This is a genomic window from Stenotrophomonas sp. GD03654, from assembly GCF_029845105.1.
GTDB classification, from domain to species: Bacteria; Pseudomonadota; Gammaproteobacteria; order Xanthomonadales; family Xanthomonadaceae; genus Stenotrophomonas; species Stenotrophomonas africana.
Map to the genome: position 1 here is coordinate 1 of NZ_JAOCLC010000036.1, position 19,725 is coordinate 19,725.

Annotated in this window: 16 protein-coding genes; all 16 read right to left on the bottom strand. The window is 64.7% G+C overall.

The annotated features are described in order from the left end of the window. Positions 1-63: 63 nt before the first annotated feature. Positions 64-2,361: a TonB-dependent receptor gene (locus N5J73_RS13980; protein ID WP_049448334.1), complete on the bottom strand. Its 2,298-nt coding sequence runs from the start codon at positions 2,359-2,361 to the stop codon at positions 64-66. 160 nt (positions 2,362-2,521) lie between these two features. Next, positions 2,522-3,046 carry a hypothetical protein gene (locus N5J73_RS13985; protein ID WP_049448333.1) on the bottom strand — a complete coding sequence of 175 codons (525 nt, stop codon included), beginning with the start codon at positions 3,044-3,046 and terminating at the stop codon, positions 2,522-2,524. A gap of 207 nt (positions 3,047-3,253) precedes the next feature. Then, positions 3,254-3,994, bottom strand: a complete 741-nt coding sequence (gene phbB / locus N5J73_RS13990; RefSeq protein ID WP_049448332.1) for an acetoacetyl-CoA reductase — start codon at positions 3,992-3,994, stop codon at positions 3,254-3,256. A gap of 24 nt (positions 3,995-4,018) precedes the next feature. Beyond that, the gene (locus tag N5J73_RS13995; RefSeq protein ID WP_049448344.1) at positions 4,019-5,347 is read right to left on the bottom strand and encodes a CitMHS family transporter; all 1,329 of its coding nucleotides are present in this window, start codon (positions 5,345-5,347) and stop codon (positions 4,019-4,021) included. A gap of 75 nt (positions 5,348-5,422) precedes the next feature. Then, complete coding sequence (locus N5J73_RS14000; protein ID WP_049448331.1) at positions 5,423-6,562, bottom strand: porin; 1,140 nt, start codon at positions 6,560-6,562, stop codon at positions 5,423-5,425. Between the two features lie 344 nt (positions 6,563-6,906). After that, the gene (locus N5J73_RS14005) at positions 6,907-7,650 is read right to left on the bottom strand and encodes a serine hydrolase (RefSeq protein ID WP_279941082.1); all 744 of its coding nucleotides are present in this window, start codon (positions 7,648-7,650) and stop codon (positions 6,907-6,909) included. Beyond that, the gene (locus N5J73_RS24215) at positions 7,647-8,615 is read right to left on the bottom strand and encodes a glycine-rich domain-containing protein (protein WP_345782447.1); all 969 of its coding nucleotides are present in this window, start codon (positions 8,613-8,615) and stop codon (positions 7,647-7,649) included. Before N5J73_RS24215 ends, N5J73_RS14005 begins: the two co-directional genes overlap by 4 nt. After that, entirely contained in the window at positions 8,540-8,983 is a 444-nt protein-coding gene (locus tag N5J73_RS14010; protein WP_279941083.1) for a hypothetical protein, read from the bottom strand. The genes N5J73_RS24215 and N5J73_RS14010 overlap by 76 nt, the downstream gene beginning before the upstream one ends. Before the next feature lie 5 nt (positions 8,984-8,988). Next, entirely contained in the window at positions 8,989-11,247 is a 2,259-nt protein-coding gene (locus N5J73_RS14015) for a hypothetical protein (protein ID WP_279941084.1), read from the bottom strand. Next, positions 11,240-11,467, bottom strand: coding sequence for a hypothetical protein (locus tag N5J73_RS14020; RefSeq protein WP_279941086.1), 228 nt, complete (start codon positions 11,465-11,467; stop codon positions 11,240-11,242). The genes N5J73_RS14015 and N5J73_RS14020 overlap by 8 nt, the downstream gene beginning before the upstream one ends. Then, the gene (locus N5J73_RS14025) at positions 11,467-11,697 is read right to left on the bottom strand and encodes a hypothetical protein (RefSeq protein WP_099589394.1); all 231 of its coding nucleotides are present in this window, start codon (positions 11,695-11,697) and stop codon (positions 11,467-11,469) included. Before N5J73_RS14025 ends, N5J73_RS14020 begins: the two co-directional genes overlap by 1 nt. Positions 11,698-11,708: 11 nt before the next feature. Continuing rightward, on the bottom strand, positions 11,709-12,491 hold the full coding sequence (locus N5J73_RS14030; protein ID WP_279941087.1) for a phage BR0599 family protein: 783 nt from the start codon (positions 12,489-12,491) through the stop codon (positions 11,709-11,711). After that, a complete protein-coding gene (locus N5J73_RS14035; protein ID WP_279941089.1) occupies positions 12,488-14,188 on the bottom strand; it encodes a hypothetical protein in 1,701 nt (566 codons plus the stop codon). Before N5J73_RS14035 ends, N5J73_RS14030 begins: the two co-directional genes overlap by 4 nt. Further along, entirely contained in the window at positions 14,188-15,162 is a 975-nt protein-coding gene (locus tag N5J73_RS14040; protein ID WP_279941090.1) for a hypothetical protein, read from the bottom strand. Before N5J73_RS14040 ends, N5J73_RS14035 begins: the two co-directional genes overlap by 1 nt. A 3-nt stretch (positions 15,163-15,165) precedes the next feature. Continuing rightward, positions 15,166-16,143, bottom strand: a complete 978-nt coding sequence (locus N5J73_RS14045) for a hypothetical protein (protein WP_236509559.1) — start codon at positions 16,141-16,143, stop codon at positions 15,166-15,168. Positions 16,144-16,145: 2 nt separating this feature from the next. Further along, the gene (locus N5J73_RS14050; protein WP_279941092.1) at positions 16,146-19,610 is read right to left on the bottom strand and encodes a phage tail length tape measure family protein; all 3,465 of its coding nucleotides are present in this window, start codon (positions 19,608-19,610) and stop codon (positions 16,146-16,148) included. Positions 19,611-19,725 lie beyond the last annotated feature (115 nt).

Genomic DNA, 19,725 nt, shown 5'->3' on the forward strand with positions numbered 1-19,725 from the left:
CGCCTGCCCATCCGGCCCTGCCCCGCAGCGGTAATCAAGACGCCGCGGGGCAACGCTTTCGATTTAGAACTCCGCCGCCACCGTCATGAACAACTGCCGCGGCGCGCTCGCATGGATCGCATAGCGCGTGCCCTTCGGATCGGTCGGCGCGAACGAGCTCAGCTGGCCGGCGTAGCGCTTGTTGGTCAGGTTGGTCGCGTTCAACGACACCCGCACGTTGCGCAGGCCCAGGCCCGGGCCAAAGTCGTAGCCCGCACCGGCGTCGAAGGTGGTCACGCCCGGCACCGACTGGTCGTTGGTGTAGGTGTAGTAGCGCTTGCCGGTGTACTTGGCACGCAGGCTGGCGAAGAAGCCATCGCGGTTCCAGCTGATTTCACTGGAGGCCATGCGCTGCGGCGTATCCACCGTGATCTTGCCGGCCACCGGTACGATGGCGCCGCCCGAGGTGTAGTCATCCTCGTAGGTGGTCTTGTTCCAGGACAGCGCGTTGTACCACTGCAGACCGTCGATCGGCTTGAGGATGAAGGTCAGCTCCGCACCGTGGCTCTTCACCGAGCCGACGTTGATGAAGCGCGTCACGCACTCCGGGCGCGTGCCGACCTCGATGCTCGAGCACGGGTTCAGCGACAGCAGGCGGTTGTCGAACTTGACGTTGTAGGCCGCGATCGACGCCTGGTACTTCTCGCCGAAGGTACGGAAGCCGGCTTCCAGGCTCTTGGACTTCTCCGGCTCCAGGCCGGCGCTGGCCGCGAACGATTCCGGCGATACCTGCAACGGGCCGCCGCTGCCACCGCCGACGAAGGCGGCGATGTTCTCGGCATAGGAAGCGAACAGCTCGTTGTTGGCGTTGAGCTTGAAGCCCAGGCCCAGCTGCGGCAGCACCGATTCCTTGGCGGTCAGCGTGCCCGACGCAATGCGGGTTTCAACGCCCGGCTGGGCGGTGGCGCGCATGCGGGTGTTCGGGCTCTTGATGCCCACATCCACGGTCAGGCGCTGGTCCAGGAAGCGCATGCGGTCCTGCACGTAGAACTGGCGCGTGCGGATGTCGAAGTCCTGGTTGAACAGCAGGCGGTCCGGGTTCTTCAGGTACAGGTCGTCCAGGAACGGGCCGCTGATGTAGTAGAAGTTGCGCGACACGTTATGGTCGTTCTGCTCGTACCACAGGCCGGCTTCCAGCTCGTGGATACCGACCGTCCACGACAATGCGGCGGTCAGGCCATCGCGGTTGATCGTGTAGTTGGTGCTGCGGATCGAGATCGGCAGCATCTTGTCGGTGCCCGGGTAGGATGGCTGGCCCGGTGCCCACCAGTGGCCCTGGCCACGGTTGTCGTGGTGATAGGCCAGCAGCTTCAGGCGGCCCTGCTCGCCCAGGCGAAGGTCGGCATCCACCGAGTACAGGTTGTCGTCACGCAGCGCACGACTCTGGTAGTACGCGTCGTCGATGCTGTTGACGCCGCCGCTGAAGGCGCAGCGTGCCTTGTTGTAGGTGCCCGGCGCGCAGTACGCGGCGGCGACGGCGCGATCCCAGTCCGGTGCATAGATGTTCCAGTCATAGCCCAGGCCGCGGGCCAGCATGTCCTTGGACAGATAGGCGTAGTTGGCCTGGCTGGCGCGCGAGGTGGCCACGAACGCACCGAAGCGGTGATCGCCGACGTTCCACACCGCCTTGGCGTTGAACTGGCGGGTGGTCTGGTTCTGGTACGGCGCGGCCCACATGTCCTGGTCCTGGTGCACGCCGGACACGTAGGCCGAGAAGCCGTTGATGTCGCCGGTATCCACGCGCAGGTAGCCACGGCGCTGGCTGTCGTCGCCAACGGTGACGCTGGCGCGGCCACCGAATTCGGTGGACGGGTCCATCGAGAAGTACTGGATGGTGCCGCCCAGGTTGCTGGTCGAGGCCACGCCCAGCGAACCGATGCCCTGCGACAGCTCGGCACCGGCCAGGTTCTCGGCGATGATCGCGCGGGCGATGCTCAGGCCGTTGTAGTTGCCGTAGCTGTTGTCGCCCAGCGGAATGCCGTCCAGCGTGTAACCGAGGCGGCTCTTGTCGAAGCCGCGCAGGCTGATGGTCTGCGATTCCTCGTTGGCACCGAAGGCATCATTGGACTGCACCGACACGCCCGGCAGGCGGTCGAGGATCTTCTGGCCGCTGGTGCCCGGCGGCAGCACCTGCTTGTCGACGGCGGTGATGCGCTGCACCTGGCGGGTCTCGCCCTGGCCGATCACGGAGACGGTATCCAGCGTCTGCGCGCTCAGCGCGGCATCGGTGCTGGCGCCGGTATCGGCGGCGGTGGCGGCATGGGCGCTGGCGGTGGCGGAGAGCGCGATCGCCACGGCGATCGTCAGGTGTCGGGTCTGCATGGTGGTCCGTTGCATTGGGGGTGGTCACCGGCATACGTGCGCGGTGCATGGCCACTATGCGAACGGAACATGAAACCTTCTTTACGAAAAACCAACGAACGGAGCAGGGCCGCCGTGCGTGTCCTGCAACATGTTCGTCATGGCGGTATGCGGGTGGGAATCAGAAGCGCTCACCGGGCCAGTTGAATTTGAGCTGGTCCATGCAGTCACGGTCATGTTCGGAGAATGAGAACCCGATCTGGATGCCGTTCACTACCGTGCCGAACACCGTCGACTCGTCCAGGCTATGCCCTGACGGCACGGAAAGGACATTGAAGTCGGGGTAGCGACGACCCATCTGCTTTCGCGAGATGCAGGCGCCGCCCAGCCGCAGCGTAATGCCTTTGATGATTCGCCCCGACGCATCGGTGTAGATCTGGCCAGAAGGCCCCTTGATCCTCCCAGCGACCACGAAGGGCGCCAGATCGATGGTGGCGCTGTCGCCCCGGCCCCTTCTTGCTTCCGAGCGCGAGCCGGCCGGAGCCAGTGGCGATAGCTGCGCGACAAGGTCAGAGCGTGCCAGCTGCAAGGACCAGCGTTCCACGAGCCGCCATGTTGCATCCGCCTCATCCGCAGTGGCAGCAGGTGGGGTGGCCGCCAGTGGCGGGGTGGCGACCACAAGAAGCGCAATCAGCAATGCACGCATGCCAACCTCCTTGATCCGCGATTCCGGCCGTTCATCCATCGGGCTCGGCGAGCGTTGGCAGGTATAGCACCGGTTCTGCCGATGTATCGGGCAATACGTCCCGAAAATGCAGAAACAAAAAGGGGCCGGATCCCCCTCGCAAGCGAAGGTTCACCGGCCCCGCGCACTCCGTGGGGGAGGCGGTCCACGCCTTGCGTGGAGACGGGCTCAACCCATGTACAGGCCACCGTTGACCGGATAGTCGGCGCCGGTCACGTACGAAGCTTCATCCGACGCCAACCACGCACACAGGCCAGCTACTTCCTCCGGGCGTCCCAGGCGGCGCACCGGCACCGAGGCGGCCAGCCGGTCCAGTACATCCGGCGGGAAGCCGCTGATCGCCTGGCTGGCGATGTAGCCCGGCGACAGCGTGTTGACGGTGACCCCACGCGAGGCCACTTCCGCCGCCAGCGCACGGCTGAAGCCGTGCATCGCGGCCTTGGCGGTGGCGTAGTTCACCTGCCCGATCTGACCCTTGTGGGCGCTGACCGAGCCGATGTTGATGATGCGCCCCCAGCCCCGCGTGGCCATGCCATCAACCACCTGCTTGGTCAGGTTGAACAGCGAATTGAGGTTGGAGGCGATCACCGCGTTCCAGTCCTCCACCGTCATCTGCCGGAACAGCAGGTCGCGGCTGCCACCGGAGTTGTTGACCAGCACGTCCACTTCACCGACTTCGGCGCGGACCTTGGCGAACGCGGCGCTGGTCGAGGCCCAGTCGGTGGCGTTGCCTTCGGAGGCGATGAAGTCGAAGCCCTGTTCGCGCTGCTCGCGCAGCCAGTTGGCCTTGCGCGGTGAGTTGGGCGCGCAGCCGGCAACCACGGTGTGGCCGCTGCGGGCCAGGCTCTGGCAGATGGCAGTGCCGACACTGCCCATTCCACTGGTGACGTAAGCGATTCGAAGCGTCATTGCAGAAGGCTCCTTGGCAAAGGGTCAGGCGGCGAGGGGATACAGGCCGAACAGCAGGCTGCCGATCATCAGCAGCATCGAGATGGCGATGGCCCACTTCAGGGTGAACTTCTGGTGGTCGGCGAACTCGACCTTGGCCAGGCCCACCAGCAGGTAGGTGGACGGCACCAGCGGGCTGAGCAGGTGCACCGGCTGGCCGGCCAGCGAGGCGCGCGCCATCTCCACCGGGGTGATGCCGTAGTTGCCGGCGGCCTCGGAGAGGATCGGCAGCACGCCGAAGTAGAACGCGTCGTTGGACATGAAGAAGGTGAACGGCATCGATGCCACGGCGGTGATCACCGCCAGGTACGGGCCCCACGATTCCGGAATCACGGCCAGGAAGCTGTGCGACATCGCCTCTACCATGCCGGTGTTGTTGAGGATGCCGGTGAAGATGCCTGCGGCGAAGATCAGTGACACCACCGACAGCACGTTGCCGGCGTGGTTGACCACGCGGCGGCGCTGCTCGGCCAGGTTCGGATAGTTGATCACCAGGGCGATGGCGAAGCCGACCATGAACAGCACCGGCATCGGCAGCACGCCGATGATCAGCGCGATCATCAGCGCTACGGTCAGCGCAAGGTTCACCCACAGCAGCTTCGGCCGCTTGATGTCTTCGGCGTCCTCCACCGACGGCAGCGCGTTGTTGTCATCGGACACGCTGTTGTCCATCCAGCTGCCACCCTGCGGCAAGGTCACCACACCCAGGCGGCGGCGTTCCTTCAGGCCCAGGTACCAGGCCAGCAGCAGCACGCCGGCACAGGCGATCACCATCGACGGGATCAGCGGCACGAACACGTCGGCCGGGTCCACGTGCAGCGCGGTGGCCGCGCGTGCGGTCGGGCCACCCCATGGGGTCAGATTCATCACGCCGCCGGCGAGGATGGTCACGCAGGTCATGTTCAGCGCGTTCATGCCCAGCCGCTGGTACAGCGGCAGCATCGCCGAGACGGTGATCATGTAGGTGGTCGAGCCATCACCATCAAGCGAGATCAGCATCGCCAGCACCGCGGTGCCGAGCACGATCTTCATCGGATCGCCCTTGACGAAGCGCAGGATCACCCGCACCAGCGGATCGAACAGGCCCGCATCGATCATCACCCCGAAGTAGAGGATGGCGAACATCAGCATCACGCCGGTCGGCGCGATCTTCTTGATGCCCTCCAGCATCATCTCGTCGATGCCGGCGCCGAAGCCACCGATCAGCGCGAACAGGATGGGGATGGTGATCAGGGCGACGAGCGGCGACAGGCGCTTGCTCATGATCAAGTACATGAACGTAATGACCATGCCAAAGCCGAGGATGCTCAGCATCATCTGCGGACTCCTTGCGAAAACAGGACGTGGGGGAGTGGAAGGCGCCCGGGCGGCATGCCCGGGAATCCGGGCTTAGAAGTCGTACTGCAGGCGTCCGGTAACCGCGCGCGTGCGGTCCACCGTCACCCCGGCCAGGCGGTCGCGGTTGCGGCTTTCGATCACGTTGAGCATGAAGCGCAGGTTGTCGCGCAGGTACCAGTTGCCACCCAGCGTCCAGGCTTCGGTGCTGCCGCGGCGCAGGTCCGGCGCGCCGTCGAGATGCTGCGCACCCCACATCTGGTCGTAGCGCAGCGCCACCTCGAAGGCGCCGGCCTTGTGGCGGATGTCCTTCACTCGCGCGAAGCGACCGGTCTTGCGGTCGTAGGCGCGGCTTTCGCCGGTCACGAACCAGCTGAGCATGCCGTAGGCGGCCATCACATCGCCGCGCTGCGCGCCGTCGTCGAAGGTGGCGCCACTGAACTCGCCCTGCCACGACAGCGGGCCGCGCACCTGCGCGTACTCCAGCGACCACTTGTTGACGTCGGTATCGCGGCCGGCGGAGAAGTCGACCAGGGTCAGGCGGCTCTCGTCGGACAGATGGCCGGCCGGGCGCGGGCGGATACGCAGGCCGGGCACGCCGTTGGCGCCGGGGTTGTCGTAGGCCTCGCGGGCCAGCGACAGGCCCAGGTGCAGCACGTCCCCATCGCTGGGCGAGGGCGCCCAGGTGACGCGGCCACCGGCAGCGCGCCCCTTCACCTGCCAGGCGTCGATGCTTTCCAGGCTGTAGAGGCTGGCCGCCCAGGTGAAGTCACCGGGGTTGGCCTGCCATGACGCACCCAGGCGGTACAGCGGCGCCAGCGTGGTGCCGGCGTTGCCCCGCTCCAGGAAGCTGCCGTAGTTGGAACTGGTGCGGTCATCCAGCGAGAAGTACTGCTTGAACTGGCCCACGGTCAGCTTGCCGGCCTTGCCGAAGCTGCGTGCCAGGTACACGTCCTTGGCCTCGACGCGGTCGCCGGAGAAATCGGCTTCCAGCTTGTAGTCGACCACGAAGAACTTGCCGGACACGTCAACCCACGCACGGCGGATTTCGGTGTCGTCCTTGTTCGGGGTGCCGCGGTTGTCGTTGTCGAAGGTGGCGAAGTCCAGGTGCAGGCGGCCACCGAGGGTGGCGGTGACCGGACGGTCGTCTTCGGCGGCAAAGGCCGGCGCCGACAGGGCAGCCAGCGCCATCATGGCGGCAGGACGCCGCCAGGCAAACGTGAATTCCACAAACCCTCCCAGGTGCGCGCCAGGCGCGCGGCAATCGTGGGCACCGGACGGTGCGCGGCCGCAGTCTGGGTCGGGCAAGCTGTCATCGTCCTGTCAACGGATTGTGCGGTGCAGCGTAAAGCGACCCGCTGCTGCCTCCGGACGGGGCCCGGCGAGCGCGGCAGCGGCATGCTGTAACGGCGCGCGATAAATCGCGCGCCATCAGTGAGATAAACGGTAGGCCATGAATGTTGCGCCCAGCGGAATGAAATTGCGCGGGGCGGAATCCGCCCATCTGGGGACGATCACCCGCAAACCGCGACAGCGAGCTAGGCAATCGCCTTCTCAAAGTCGATGATCTTTCGAGCATCGACGAAACGGTCCGCAGTTGTTGGCGATCGCAGGACGCATACAACACCGTGGCCACCATCTGGCTTGCTCCAGCCCATCACTAGGCAATACTCAGCAACCGATGCATAGCTCCCAGTCTTGCCGCACAGAAATTCAGGGAACTTAACGTCACCGTCAGGGTTAATGGTGTGCACGATCGAGTACGTACGGGCATTCACGCCAGTAATCGTCACGACGTGCGACAGGGTGCCCATTACCGTCAGAAGGAACGGGTCCGCCATAGCCTCTACCATCAGCCGCGCGGCCTGGCGAGCTGTAAGCCTGGAATCCGTATCAACACCGTGGGTAGAGAATGCTACAGCGCCCTCCATAGCTAGACCTGAGAGCAGGGAGTTCATTGCAGCTATGAACCGAGACAGCCCGTTCCCCGGCGGTGCTCCTTCACTAGCCAAGATCATCTCACCAACGAGACGACCAACGGTAAGCGAAGCGTCATTTCCCGATGGCACTAGCAAGCCGTACGCCAGATCTCGCCATGAAATTACGTCTCCAGCCTGAAGGCCTGCCGTCGTCGGAGGATGCATGTCCGCAGCAACGACAGTGACCGTGTCTGAAAGTCGTGGATCTGATATCCACCGCCGCATCACCAATGCCGTCACCAGTTTGATGATCGATGCTGGCGGACGAGGAGTATCAGCGGTTTTTTTGAAATTGGTTGTCATGTTTGCGAGACACCAGAGTAAGCCAGAATTGACGGAGGAAGCTTGCCGGCCGGCCAGACAACCACGACCACGCCACTGCCGCCAGCTCCTCCTGTAAACGCCGAACTGCCCGATCCGCCACCACCTCCGCCAGTTCCTGGAGAACCAGACATCCCGGCGGCAGCACTAGTAGCCGGCGAGTCCTTACCTCTGCCATCCCCCCTCCCGCCTCCACCTTTCCCACCCTCGCCGCCGCCATCGACGTCCAGCGTGTTGTAACCCCCGCCGCCACCACCGCCGCCGAACCACCCGTGGTCTCCTAAATCGGAAAGCGATTCGAATTCCAAGCCGTCGCCACCACGGCCCGCGTTGCCTTGGTAGTCCTCCACTCCCGTGTATGAGCTCATGAATCCCGGGCCACTGCCCCCGCCGCCGCCTCCAGCCAAATTGGGCTTAACGGAGGGCGAGCCGCCTCCGCCATAACCCTGCAGAGACGTGCCAACACCACCATTGCCTCCACCGCCTCCACCGCCTCCACTACCCCCGTTTGCTCCCTGCAGATCTGCAGTTCTACCACCACCACCTCCGCCACCGATGGAATTGATGGATCCAAACGATGAATTGGAACCATTGCCCCCGCGCCCGCCAGCAGTGCCGCCGGCCCCCCCAGCACCTATCACCACCGGGATCGCATCCCCTGCCATGACGCTGACGTTCTTTTCCACTCTCACGCCACCGCCACCACCACCGCCACCTTGCCGGGAACCACCACCACCACCGCCAGCTACGATCAACACATCAACGCGTGACACGCCAGCTGGTACAACGAACGTTCCGTCAGCTAAAAACACCCGAGTCCCGGGCGGGACAGGGTGGGATCTTTGGAACCCACCAGCTACTACGCCCGGGATCACGACGCTGCCTCCAGACTGCCTGCAAGCACCCACTCGTCCGCGCCGCGCTTTACCAAGACTGCGGTGGCCCACTGCTTGCGCAGCTTCAGGGTCTCATCGGTGCGGACGATGACGCCGGCGCCAGCGACGATGGTGGTCTGCCCCACTCCGCGCTGGTGGACATTACGGACCGTTCCAACAGGGAACGCAACCGAACTGTTCGGGGGGATCGTCAAGCTGTTGGCCGTGGCGACATCCATTTCGAGCCACGCGCCGTCGGTCAGCGATAGCGTAGCGCTGGCTGACTTAGTAGTGATGCTGACACCGGCGTTACCAGATGCAAGCCTAGCGAGTTGAGCCGCTGTAGCCCTTCGGCTCTCACCAGCTTGGACCACATGGAAGCTCTCACTTCCTGACAGCTCCGTCGCTGCAGGCAATGCAGTTACTTTTGTATCGGACATATCGACTACTCCAGGATGATCGGGTCGCCGGCTTCCGTGACGATGCGGTCGCCCGCTTCGGTCACCAGTTGGGCGCGGTAGAGGAAGGTGTGCTGCAGGCGCTGCCAGCTGCCGAAGCCATCTCGAACGGCCTCGATCTCAACCCGCAGCGTCTCGCCGCCGCTGCCGACCGGCGGCAGGTAGCTGTCGGTTGCGGCCGTGATGCCCGTCTGCGTGCGCACCAGGGCGTCCTGCAGGTACCAGCGGGCGGTGTAGGTGGTGCCTGATTCTGGGCCGATGCTGGACTGCTCGGAGTCGACCAGCTGGTCGGCCTGCAAGAGGCGATCGCGATGTGCCCAAGTGGCCACCACGGTACCGCCGGCGCCCCAGGCCTCAGCAGGATAGGTGTCGCCGTTGATACGCAGCCGTCCCGGCGGATAAGGCCGGATCTGGCGCCGGCGCATCGTCAGCGCGATCGCGGTGGCCAGATCCGGATTCAGCTCGCCCTGGCTGGTGCGGGTGATCAGCTTCGCCTGGGGCGATTCGTTGGCCAGGTACTCGCGCCCGTCGAAGCCGACGTACTCGTCGGTGAACCACACCCGCGTACCCACCGCATGCGGCATCGGCACCGTGTCCACGCAGCCACGGGCCACGGCCAGCGTCGCGGCCACCGGGTCGATCGAGACCACCCGGACCAACTCGTCATCGATCAGCGCCTCGGTGCCGACCTCGATCATGTCCAGGCTGACGCCGGCGGACAGCGCAATGGCCGTTGTAGTGGCCGTCATCGCGGTGATCAGCAGGCCGGTAGGAGCGAAGTCGGCCGCGCCCGCCTCGGCGAACGCCGCACTACCCAGCCGGGTCTGCAGCGTATAGCCGAATGCCACCGAGGACGGCCGCACGCCGATCGAGGTCAGGTAGCCGGCGTCGGCCGAGACGGCGGCCAGCTCCGTTGCCCCAAGGGTGGTGGCCAGATCGCGGTAGCTGGCCTCTTGCAGTCGCTGCACGGTGACCGGCTTGGGCTTGGTATCAGGCTCCACCCAAGCGCTGTCCGAAGGCTGGATGTAGCTGGCCGAAGCCATGCCGGCGACATCCTGGACGACAGTCAGCACCACGGACGTTTCGGTCTGCGTTCCGCTGTCGATGTCCAGGATCCGTACCGGCATACGGACTACGCCCCGTCGTGGCCACGAAAGGGCGCGCACCTGCCCGCGCTTGAAGGGGCCCGCATCCTGGCGCACGCGGATCTTCACCCTGCAGGGCAGGCCGCTCACGGCCGCCACTTCGCGCGCCGCGACCCGGCCGGCGAGCGCGGCATTCCACAGGCCTGGGTAGTTCTTCCGGCTGTTGACCACTCGCCCCTGGGCCTGCACGCTGGCCAGGTTCTGGTAGGTGACGGCGGCATCCTTGTTGGTCGCGATATCGCGATAGACGACCGTGACCTCGTTGACGCTGTTGTCCAGTAGCGGCTGCTGCCACTCAAGCAGCTCCATGATCTGACCCGGTCCGATCTCTTCCAAGGTCGCCGGGTCATAGTCCGGCCGCACCAGCACCAGCTCAGTCAGACCCGTCACCGGATCCTCGATGCGCATGCCACCGATGTGGTCGCACACCATGTCCATGAACTCTCCGGCAGGCACTGATCGGGACCACTTCAGGCACAGGCCGAACCCTTCATCCTTCAACGTCTGGGCCGCCTTGCGGAAGCTCTCATCGTTGATCACGTCGATCGGGTGGCCCATGCCTTCCGTGCGCACCTGATAGATGATGTGCGCCGGGTTCATGCCCTCATCGATCTGCACCAGGTCGCCCTGCCAAAGCCCTTTCTTCCAGCCTTGGCGCCAGCGCGAGACCTTCTTCGTCCAGTTCTTGATGTACGGGTTCATGGCCGACACCTGGCCATTGAACACGGTCGTAAACAGGCCCCGTGCCGCTGGCCACGGGCCGGGCACCAGCGACTGCAGGTAGGTGCTGGGCATCTGGGCGGGCTCGCCCATGCGTACTTCCAGCGTACCTACGATGCCGCCTTCACCCTTGTCACCGCCGAACACCTCCGGGGCGAGAATCGTGATGGACCGTGAGGTCGTGATCGGCCCCGTCTCTGGCACAGTACGCGGCACGTTGACGCCGAAGAGCTTGGTCCACACCGTCTGCGCACTGCCGTCCCAGACCTTGCGATCGCCTACGCGGATCTCTCGCAGCGAGTCCACTGGGCCAAGGCATTCACCGAAGTAGATGCCCATGTAGTAGCGGTAGCCGACGGTCTGCTTCTTGCCACTACCCACGGCTGGCCTCCTCGCGAGCGATCGCGGCCAGGCGCTGGGCGAACGCGTCGTCCAGCGCTTCGAACTGCTCTACCGGCAGGCCTTCATCTAGGAACCGGCGCAGATCCAGCCCATGTCGATCCATCCAGGTGCGGATACCGGCAGCGCACAGCACGCCGCTGTGCTCGCCCAGCTTGGCGGCACGCGCGTGCTCAACCGTGACCAGGACAGGGCTTCCCATCACTTCTTGCCACCCTTGACCTTGATCGGCGTGGTGCGCAGATCACCGTAGAACAGCACGTTGGGGTCATCGATCCAGTTCGTCCCGAAGACCATTGCGCACTCCCGGCCATCCTCGACCGTCGGGACGTTGAAGTCCTCCAGCGCAGCTGGCTTGGGTACCGCTGGCTTCGAACGGAACACGAAGCTGATAACCAGCGACACCACCATCATCACCATCTGGAACCACATATATCGACTCCTTAGAAAATCGGGTCCGGACCGAAGGGGTTCTTCTTCGGGATCGTGTGCTGCCCGCCGAAGTTGGGCGCGTTGTTGAACTTCTCGTGGCACACCGGCAACGCATGGCCGCAACCGGGGTAGGCCGAAACCAGCTCACCGGTAGCGAGCGGCGCAGCAGTCAGCAGGGTGAGCACAGGACCGACATGGGCAACGACGAACCGGTACTCGGTGGCGGCACCGTTCTTCCACTTGACGAAACCACCCACGAACCAGCCATCCGGCTTGGCGGCGAAGGCAGCGGATGCGATCGTCATCGTCGAGGCGGCTGACAGCACGCCATCGATCCGGAACAACTCCGGATTGAGCCCACAGTCTTCATCGAACAGCGCAAAGGGGCACGGCCCCTGCCAGCAGCGACGCAGGCCATTGGTGGCGGCTGCGCCGATGTTGCTCTGGCAGGTCAGCACCAGATCGTTCTGCCGTTCAGTGAAATCACTCAGTACGCCATTCCAGGTGTCCCGAATGACGCCATCGTTCTTGCGCACCCTGAGCCAACGCACCGTGATGCGCTCGGTGGGTGGGAACGGGCGCAGCACTGACGCCAAGGGCAACGACAGCGGCACCGTGACCTCCAGATTAGACCGCGCCTCCTGCGCCGACTGACCCAACCGACCGCGCTTCATGACCACGGCGGTGAACTGCTGCGAGTCGTAGATCTCTGCGCGATCGCTGGAGGTGTACCGCCAACGCTGAGAGCCGCGGCCGAACTCGTACAGTTCCACATGACGGGAGAACAGGCTCACGGCTCGCTCTCCTCAGCGCCAATGCCGGCGAAGGACACGCGGCAACGCGCGACACCCTCACCATCGGTTTCATGCGATAGCTCCACGGTGTCGGAGCTGAGGCGTGCCAGTACCATCCAGCTGATCAGTCGAATGGCGCTTGGCTGCAAGGCAATCCCGTGTGGCACGTCCAGCTGCAGGAACTCCCGCTGCGGATCCAACTCGGTGGCCTCAATCATCTGCCGGTACAGCACCTGCCCACTGAACAGCTCGATGCGTAGGTGACGACGACCTGCCTGAGCGCGCCCGAAGCGGGCCACGCCTGCCCAAGCCACCACGATGCCGCTGGAGGTGGTTAGGGCTGGCTCGACCAGCTCCAGGTCATCGGCCCAAGACGGCACCCACAGCGCAGCCGCGCGGCCCTGCAACCAGTACAGCAGGCTGCGCAGATTGGCCTGCTCGGTGCGCCCCCAGGTTTGCCAGGCGTGCGACTGCAGTGGCCATGCCTTGCCGGTGATGTCATCGACGGCAACAGGGCCGATATCGCCATCGATCACCACCAGCTGCCGGCCGAACTCGGCCGTCTGCGCCTGGTCGAGGTCGGGGCGCTGCTCCAGCACAGGTCGACCGCGATAGACCGCCGCCGGCGCCGCTGCTGGCCAGTCGCAGGTCTCCACCGCAGCCAAGCGCACGGTCGACCGCATGACCTGGTCGGTCACGCGTTCCAGGCTGGGGGTCTCGGCAATGCGAGCTGTCCTGCAGGGCAGCACCCGTGTGCCAGGTGCCCAGGCGTTGGCCGTGGGGCGGGCCAGCTGCAGACTGTCGGCGGCAATGTCGGCCACTTCCACCAGCTCGTAGGTGGTGACGTCCTTCCAAAGCATGGCCAGGCCGCCGGGGCGGTAGTCGCGCTGCGTAGCGGCCTGTACCGGGATGGACTGCACACCCAGCGCCAGGCGCGCACTCAGCCACGACACGTCGTTCCAGACCGGCAGCGCCCAAGTGCGCGCCGACCAGTCGAACAGGGCGTGTTCAAGCACCTGGCGCTCGCGCCGGTCGGCCAAGACGCTGAACTCCCAAGAGCGTCGCGGCGACGCGCGCAGCGGGAAGCGGGCCTCACCGCCGTCGGTGGCCTGCTGGACGTCGGTTGCCCACGCCAGGGTTTCCGACACCGGCCGGGACCAATCTGGCGGCAGCATCCAGGCCGACATGCGATTGCCGGTAATTGTGACGGTGCGCCGCCCCAGGGCCACGAAGTCGTAGGACAACGTCGCCGCGATTACCGGCGGGCCTTCGGTCGTGACCGATAGCTGCCAACGGCGCAGCTGCAGGGGCGCAAAGGGCAGCGGCGGAGCGCCAGGGCCCACCATCTCAACGCCTTCGCCGTTCTCAAGGGTTGCCGAGGTCAGGGTCTGCTGCTGGAGGTAGGAGTTCCAAACCTGGACGTAGCGCACCTGGTTGGTGACCAGATTGCCCAGGTCGATGCGCAGTGGCAGCACGTGGATGCGGTAGTACCAGTCATCGAACGAGGTGCGCTGCTGGGGGCCGCTGGATCGCTGTTCGGGTTCCTCGATGGTCGATTCTTTGGTCGACCCGGTGAAGAAACCCAGCCGTGCAGCTGCGCCGCGAAACTGGAGAGGAATGCGGGTGCGGGGTATCGCCAGATTGCCACTGCGCCAGTTGGGCCCTGTGCTGCTCTGCGTGGTGAGAAGGATGGCCATCAGGACTTCTTCACAGCCCAGCCATAGTTGCCGCTGGCCGGAGGCGCGTTGGTCACGCTGCTCATGGCCAGCTTGCGCAGCCAAGGAAACACCATCCATGTGTCTTCGCCGATAGTGATCTCCTGCTCGGGCTCGAGCTTTTCCAGGTAGCAGGCACGAAGTCCGGGTACTCGCCCGATCGGTGAGAGGTACACACCGGTACCGGGGCGGCGAATGCTCAACTGGATCGGCTGAAACACGCTGCGGCCAGAAAAGGTGTTCTCGTCACAACCTGCGAGGGCGTAGCCCAACCACATGCTGTCGTAGCTGGAAGAGGTGGTCGACTGGTTGATAGATCCGACACCGGATCCAGCCTGCCCCTCGGCATCCAGGGTGCTGTTGTAGTAATTGCAGATCCTGCTGTAGCTGTTGGTACGGCCGTCCTCAATCGAATCCGCACGCACGTGTCCACAGCCCGTTGCGCTGGTGTTGTGGCCGAACGGAATAACGTTGCTGCCACTCGATGTCAGCATCCCGCTATAGCTTCCGGTGCGCGCCCAATAGGTCCCGTCGACGTACGTGCCGCCCATGTATGCGCCAGCCTTCTCAAGAACGCCGAAGGTGTGATGGCGGTACTCTCCGGCAACGGCCTGGGCGATGGCGACGTGGATCGCATTGCCGTTGGCGAACAGCTTCAAACGGGGGAATGGCCCAGCCAGTTCGTATGTCGAGATATCGCGCGGGGACACCAACGGCTGTACGGACGGTGCTCCGTTTCCGTCATAGCCAATCGAGATGCGAGATCTCAGGCTCAGCTGGTCGGTGTTGAAAAGATGGACGTAGTCGGAGACGCCAGGAATGCGGAGCGTGGCGGTGCGATTGGCACCGACCAGATTGTTGCGCTCGACGGCCCAGCCATTGGCCTGCGCGAACTGCACCGCCAGGTCGATTAGGGTCTGTACGTTGGGAACATTGATGAATTCGGCGTAGGCCATCTCTTACTCCAGAGCAAATGCGGCGTACTGCCCGTCGCCTGTTCGATAGACATTGGGGACCAGCAGATGGTCCACCCCGTTGACCGTAGCGATCTGCTCAGCTGTGGCACCGAAGGCCGGCGTGTAGAAGACGCCGTCAAAGCTGCCGTAGAACTGACCACCCTCCGGAACCTCGCTGACGCGCGACCCGCGATCAACGCTGCCCGAGGTCCAGCCGACCGCCATAAGCTGGCCGCGCTGCAGCCAGCGCTGACCATCCAGGCAGCTGCGGAGGTTCTGATTACCCACATATGGGTTCCAGGGCATGGTGATGCGGCCCGTGGCCATGTACGTGGTGGTGTACCCATTACGAACGGGCAACCACGCCTGCATCGGCGTGAAGAGATAGCCTTGACTCAACGAGTCGTTGCTCTGTCCGTCCGCGATCGCATTCCAGAAATTGGAGTGGCCGTAGGTATCCAGCGACGCTACACCGTTACTGCCCAGGAAAGAGCCGCCGATGAAAAGCGGGTAGCTCCAGTCCCCCGGCAGGTGCTCCGGCAGGATGAAACCAGCGTACAGAGCGTCATATCGCCCGTTGATGCGGGTGATCACCTTGAAGCAGCGCCCGTTGGCAATAAACCAGTATTTGATCGGTGAATTAACGCCCAGGATCGACACGTAGTTCGAGTTCGCACCGGGCTGCGTGAGGATGCCAGGTAGATCCGGGTTGTACGCCGTGTGGCCACGCATGCGCATGTTGTAGTAGTTGCTGGCCGGCACTACCCACGCCTGCAGCGACACGTAGATCTCATCCTCTCCGGAGAGCCCACGGCCCTTTAGTGACACGAAATCGTTGGCCGCGATCGGACCGCTGGCTACGCCGCCCACCACTTGCCACTGCTGGTTCGCTGCCACCAGGGCCGCGTTGGTGGTCAGGAAATCCCGGAGGCGGGCCATGAGGTCGGTGATATTGGCTGCGGTGTCAGTTGCCCAGGCCATGTTCAGAGTTCCAGTGCTTGGCGGATCGCCGCAGCGTTGCGGCTGATCTTGTTGATGATGGTTTTGTCGCTGCCTGGATCATCGATGTAGTCCTCGAACAGAGTCGGAGATACCTGATTGATCAGGCGCAGACCCAGCTGAGTAGGCGAGCCTGTCGGCGCTGCGGCCACGGTGTTGAACACCGGCGAGTGCTGCAGCGAGGGCATCTGGCTGACCAGGCCACCGTCGGCAAAGGCATACGCGCCCCAGCGCCGGACGGCATCCATGCCAATGGCATTGAAGGCGTGCAGGAACGCCAGCGCACCAGGCTGTCGGACCACCTTGGCACGGGCCACGAACTCGCCATCGGACAGCCAGGCCGCGATGCTGTCGCTGGTGCTGGTTCCAGGGCCACTGACAGGGCCGCCAGATGCGCGAAGGATTGGCGTCATCGCGCCGACAGTCACTTTGCCTGCAACACCTCCGGGTCCTGCGAGACCGGCCAAGCCGCTCGCAATTCCGCTTGCCGCGTTCGCGGCTGCCAAGGCCGATGCCGCCACCTGCAGTTGGATGGCAGCCGCAGTCAGCGCTCCCGCACCAGTAATCAAGCCGCCACCCGCGCCCGCCAAGGCCGACGCGCTGCCAGTAACAGCACTTGCGCCGGCGGTCACCACGCCGCCGGCAGAGGACAGGGCCGCCGCCGACGCCTGCGTCGCTGTCGCCGCGGCAACCTCGGTACCGACCTCGGCGCCCTTGTTGAACAGCTTGCCAGTCAGGGTGGAGGCCAGCTTTGCCGAGAGCTCATCGGCCACGTACCCAGCCAGGCCGCTGGCGATGGACTGGAAGAAGCTGCGCACGATCTCGCCCAGGGTGGCATTGCCATTGGCCAGCGACATCAGAGCGTCACGGAATGCGCTCTGGAACGTGGTGCGCACGTTCTGCTGCAGCAGGTTGGTGGTGGCGGCCATCTCCTTGAGCTTGACAGCCATCTGTTCGGCCGCCTGCAGCGCTTCGGGGTTCTTCAGCGCCTCAGCCGTAGCGCGCATGCGATCGGGCAGATCGCCCAGGGCGGTCAGCTGCTGCTGGGACAGGTCCACCAGCTTCTGGCGGGCCTGTGCCTCGGTGATCAGCCCCGCCTGCAGTTCTACCTGGATGCGCTGCTGGGCCAGACCCATCTCGCCCATCGCGCGGTTGTAGGTTTCCTGCATTTTCTGCAGGTCCGCCGTCAGCCGCACCAGCTCCTTGGCACGGTCGACCTGCTCCACGCCCGCCTGGTTGCCAGCCTCGACCATCTGCCGGCGTGTGACCTCGAGCTCGCGCAGGCTCTTGGCCTGCTGCGCATCGGGGCCGCGCCCTTCAAGGTTGGCGATCTGATCCTGCACCTCCAGCAGCTTCTTTGCCGCCTCTACGCGAAGGCGATCAGAGTCCAGCTTCTTGGCGGTGTCCAGCAATTCCTGCTTGGTCTTTGCCGATGCGTTCTGGAAGTTCCCTTCCTTGATCGCAGCCTCGATCTCTGCCGTCTTGGTGGCCTTCTTGCGGCTTTCATCCAGCGTGCCGACCAACTCGATCTCTTGCTTCAGGCGCTCCAGTTCGCGCTGCGCCGCTGCCTCATCCTTCTGGGCTTCTGACTTGGGACCCTTGGGTTTCTTGGGAAGGCTCTCCGCATAGCGTGCGCGGGCCTCTGCCTCCAGGGACTTGATCGACTTTTCATCCATGCGGCCGGCCTTGCCCAGTGCCCGGATATTGGCGATCTCCTCTTCGAGCTTCTTCACCTTGCTCAGATTGCTGATGCGAAGCCGCTCGAACTCCTGCCTGGCCTTTTCTTCCTCCGGCGTGAGGGGGGCGTCGATGCCAGCCATCTGCACCTTCACAGGCGCGTTGGTTCCAGAGGCCGCCCGGATGCGCGCTGCCATCTTTCCGGTCAGGTCGGCAAAGGAGGGAAGCCCGAAGTTCTTGGTCAGCGTGCTGCCGACCACGCCCAACCCGAGCAGATCGGACAATCGTGGCAGTTTGGCCAGCACACCCCATTCGCCGGCCAGCTGCACAACTGCGTTGGTGAAGTCGCCGAGCGCGCCCCATGCACCGCTGACATCTTTCTTGACCTCCTGCCAACCACGGGCGAGCGCGGGCATCGTTTCATTGCTCTGCGCAGCAACGTCGTCCAGGCGGTCGGCGTAGATCCTGATCGCCTCCGCCACAGCTTCCTGCTGGTTGCCCTCCTTCACCAGGGCGCGCACCCGCGCCAGCTGGGCCTCGGTCAGGAAGTTCTCCGACTCGGTCAGCGCCAACAGGCCTTCGACAGGATCCTTCTTCAGGGTGAGGAACTTGGCGACGGTGGTATCGATGGCCTGGCCGGCGGAGGCCTGCATCTTGGCCGCACTGCGGGACACGAGCTCGAACTGTTCACCGGTAAAGCGGCCGGTCTGCGCCACCTTCGTCAGCGCCTCAGCAGCGGTGCCTCGGGAGACGCCCTGGAGACCGGCGAGCTGATCGCGCCGAGCCTGCAGGTTGGCAGTGCTGGTGGCGGCATAGTTGTTGGTGACGATCAGTGCCCGCTGGAAGGCCATCTCTTCGTCGACCGCTTGCTTCCAGGCCAGTGCCAGGCCACCGACCGCCACGGCCAATCCGCCGACCACGGCTACGGTGGGGGTGATAGCGCCAGCCAGCGCACGCGCGGCTGGCACCACACCACCGAAGGAATCCTTCAGCTGGCCGCCCTGCTGGATGGCCACCATCCAGATCGGCATGCCACTGACGATGCTGGTGGTGATATCGGTGATCTGCGCCGGCAGCTGGCGCATCGCCATCTGGTACTGGCCCGCGGAGATAGCGCCGGGTCCGCGCCCGCGATTGTTGGCCTCGGCCAGGTTGACGGCATTGCGCTGGATATTGATGCCGGCCAGGGCGCGGTTGTATTGCTCGCGACTGATGCGGCCAGCATCCACCGCCGACTGGAGCTCGCGCTCGTCGCGCTCGAGTTTCTGCAGCTTGGCCGACGCACCGTCGTATCGGCCCATGACGCCTTCTAGGGAACGCTGACGCTGCTGCTCAGTGCGGCTCAGCGATGCTTCCTGCTTGTCCAGCGTCTTCAGCGCGCTGTTGTAGTCCTCGGCGGTGATCAGCCCGCGCGCCATAACCCGGTCGAGCAGGGCTTCGGTGTCGGCCAGCTCAGACATGCTGGCCGCGCCCTGCTGCAGGCGGGCATCAAGCTCGGAGATCGAGCGGATCTCATCGGCGACCGTCTTCTGCATGGACGCGCCGGCAGTTCGCACCCGGTCAGCTGCAGACGCGCTACTGCGGCTGGCTTGATCCAGCGCGCCGGCCGCCTTGTCGGCTCCCTTGGTGACACCCTCCAGACCTGCGCCGGCAGCAGTGCCGGCGTCCTTGACCGAGGCCAGACCCCGCTGGAGTACCGGCAGGGCTTTCTGGGCCTGCTCGATATCCAGGGCGATGCGCATCGCAAGTTCAAGGTTGCGGGTGGCGGCCATTGTTACTTCAGTTCCTTCAGCAAGGTGGTCGCCGGATCGCCCCCGGCATAGGCAGCGTTGGTGTCGGTAATGCGCTCCCGCCGTGCTCGCCGCTGTTGGGCTTGGACATGCTCCC

Bases quoted from the DNA above. Each gene is read 5' to 3' on its own strand.
- N5J73_RS13980 (WP_049448334.1), bottom strand. From the start codon at position 2,361: ATGCAGACCCGACACCTGACGATCGCCGTGGCGATCGCGCTCTCCGCC.
- N5J73_RS13985 (WP_049448333.1), bottom strand. From the start codon at position 3,046: ATGCGTGCATTGCTGATTGCGCTTCTTGTGGTCGCCACCCCGCCACTG.
- phbB (WP_049448332.1), bottom strand. From the start codon at position 3,994: ATGACGCTTCGAATCGCTTACGTCACCAGTGGAATGGGCAGTGTCGGC.
- N5J73_RS13995 (WP_049448344.1), bottom strand. From the start codon at position 5,347: ATGCTGAGCATCCTCGGCTTTGGCATGGTCATTACGTTCATGTACTTG.
- N5J73_RS14000 (WP_049448331.1), bottom strand. From the start codon at position 6,562: ATGATGGCGCTGGCTGCCCTGTCGGCGCCGGCCTTTGCCGCCGAAGAC.
- N5J73_RS14005 (WP_279941082.1), bottom strand. From the start codon at position 7,650: ATGACAACCAATTTCAAAAAAACCGCTGATACTCCTCGTCCGCCAGCA.
- N5J73_RS14010 (WP_279941083.1), bottom strand. From the start codon at position 8,983: ATGTCCGATACAAAAGTAACTGCATTGCCTGCAGCGACGGAGCTGTCA.
- N5J73_RS14020 (WP_279941086.1), bottom strand. From the start codon at position 11,467: ATGGGAAGCCCTGTCCTGGTCACGGTTGAGCACGCGCGTGCCGCCAAG.
- N5J73_RS14025 (WP_099589394.1), bottom strand. From the start codon at position 11,697: ATGTGGTTCCAGATGGTGATGATGGTGGTGTCGCTGGTTATCAGCTTC.
- N5J73_RS14035 (WP_279941089.1), bottom strand. From the start codon at position 14,188: ATGGCCATCCTTCTCACCACGCAGAGCAGCACAGGGCCCAACTGGCGC.
- N5J73_RS14040 (WP_279941090.1), bottom strand. From the start codon at position 15,162: ATGGCCTACGCCGAATTCATCAATGTTCCCAACGTACAGACCCTAATC.
- N5J73_RS14045 (WP_236509559.1), bottom strand. From the start codon at position 16,143: ATGGCCTGGGCAACTGACACCGCAGCCAATATCACCGACCTCATGGCC.
- N5J73_RS14050 (WP_279941092.1), bottom strand. From the start codon at position 19,610: ATGGCCGCCACCCGCAACCTTGAACTTGCGATGCGCATCGCCCTGGAT.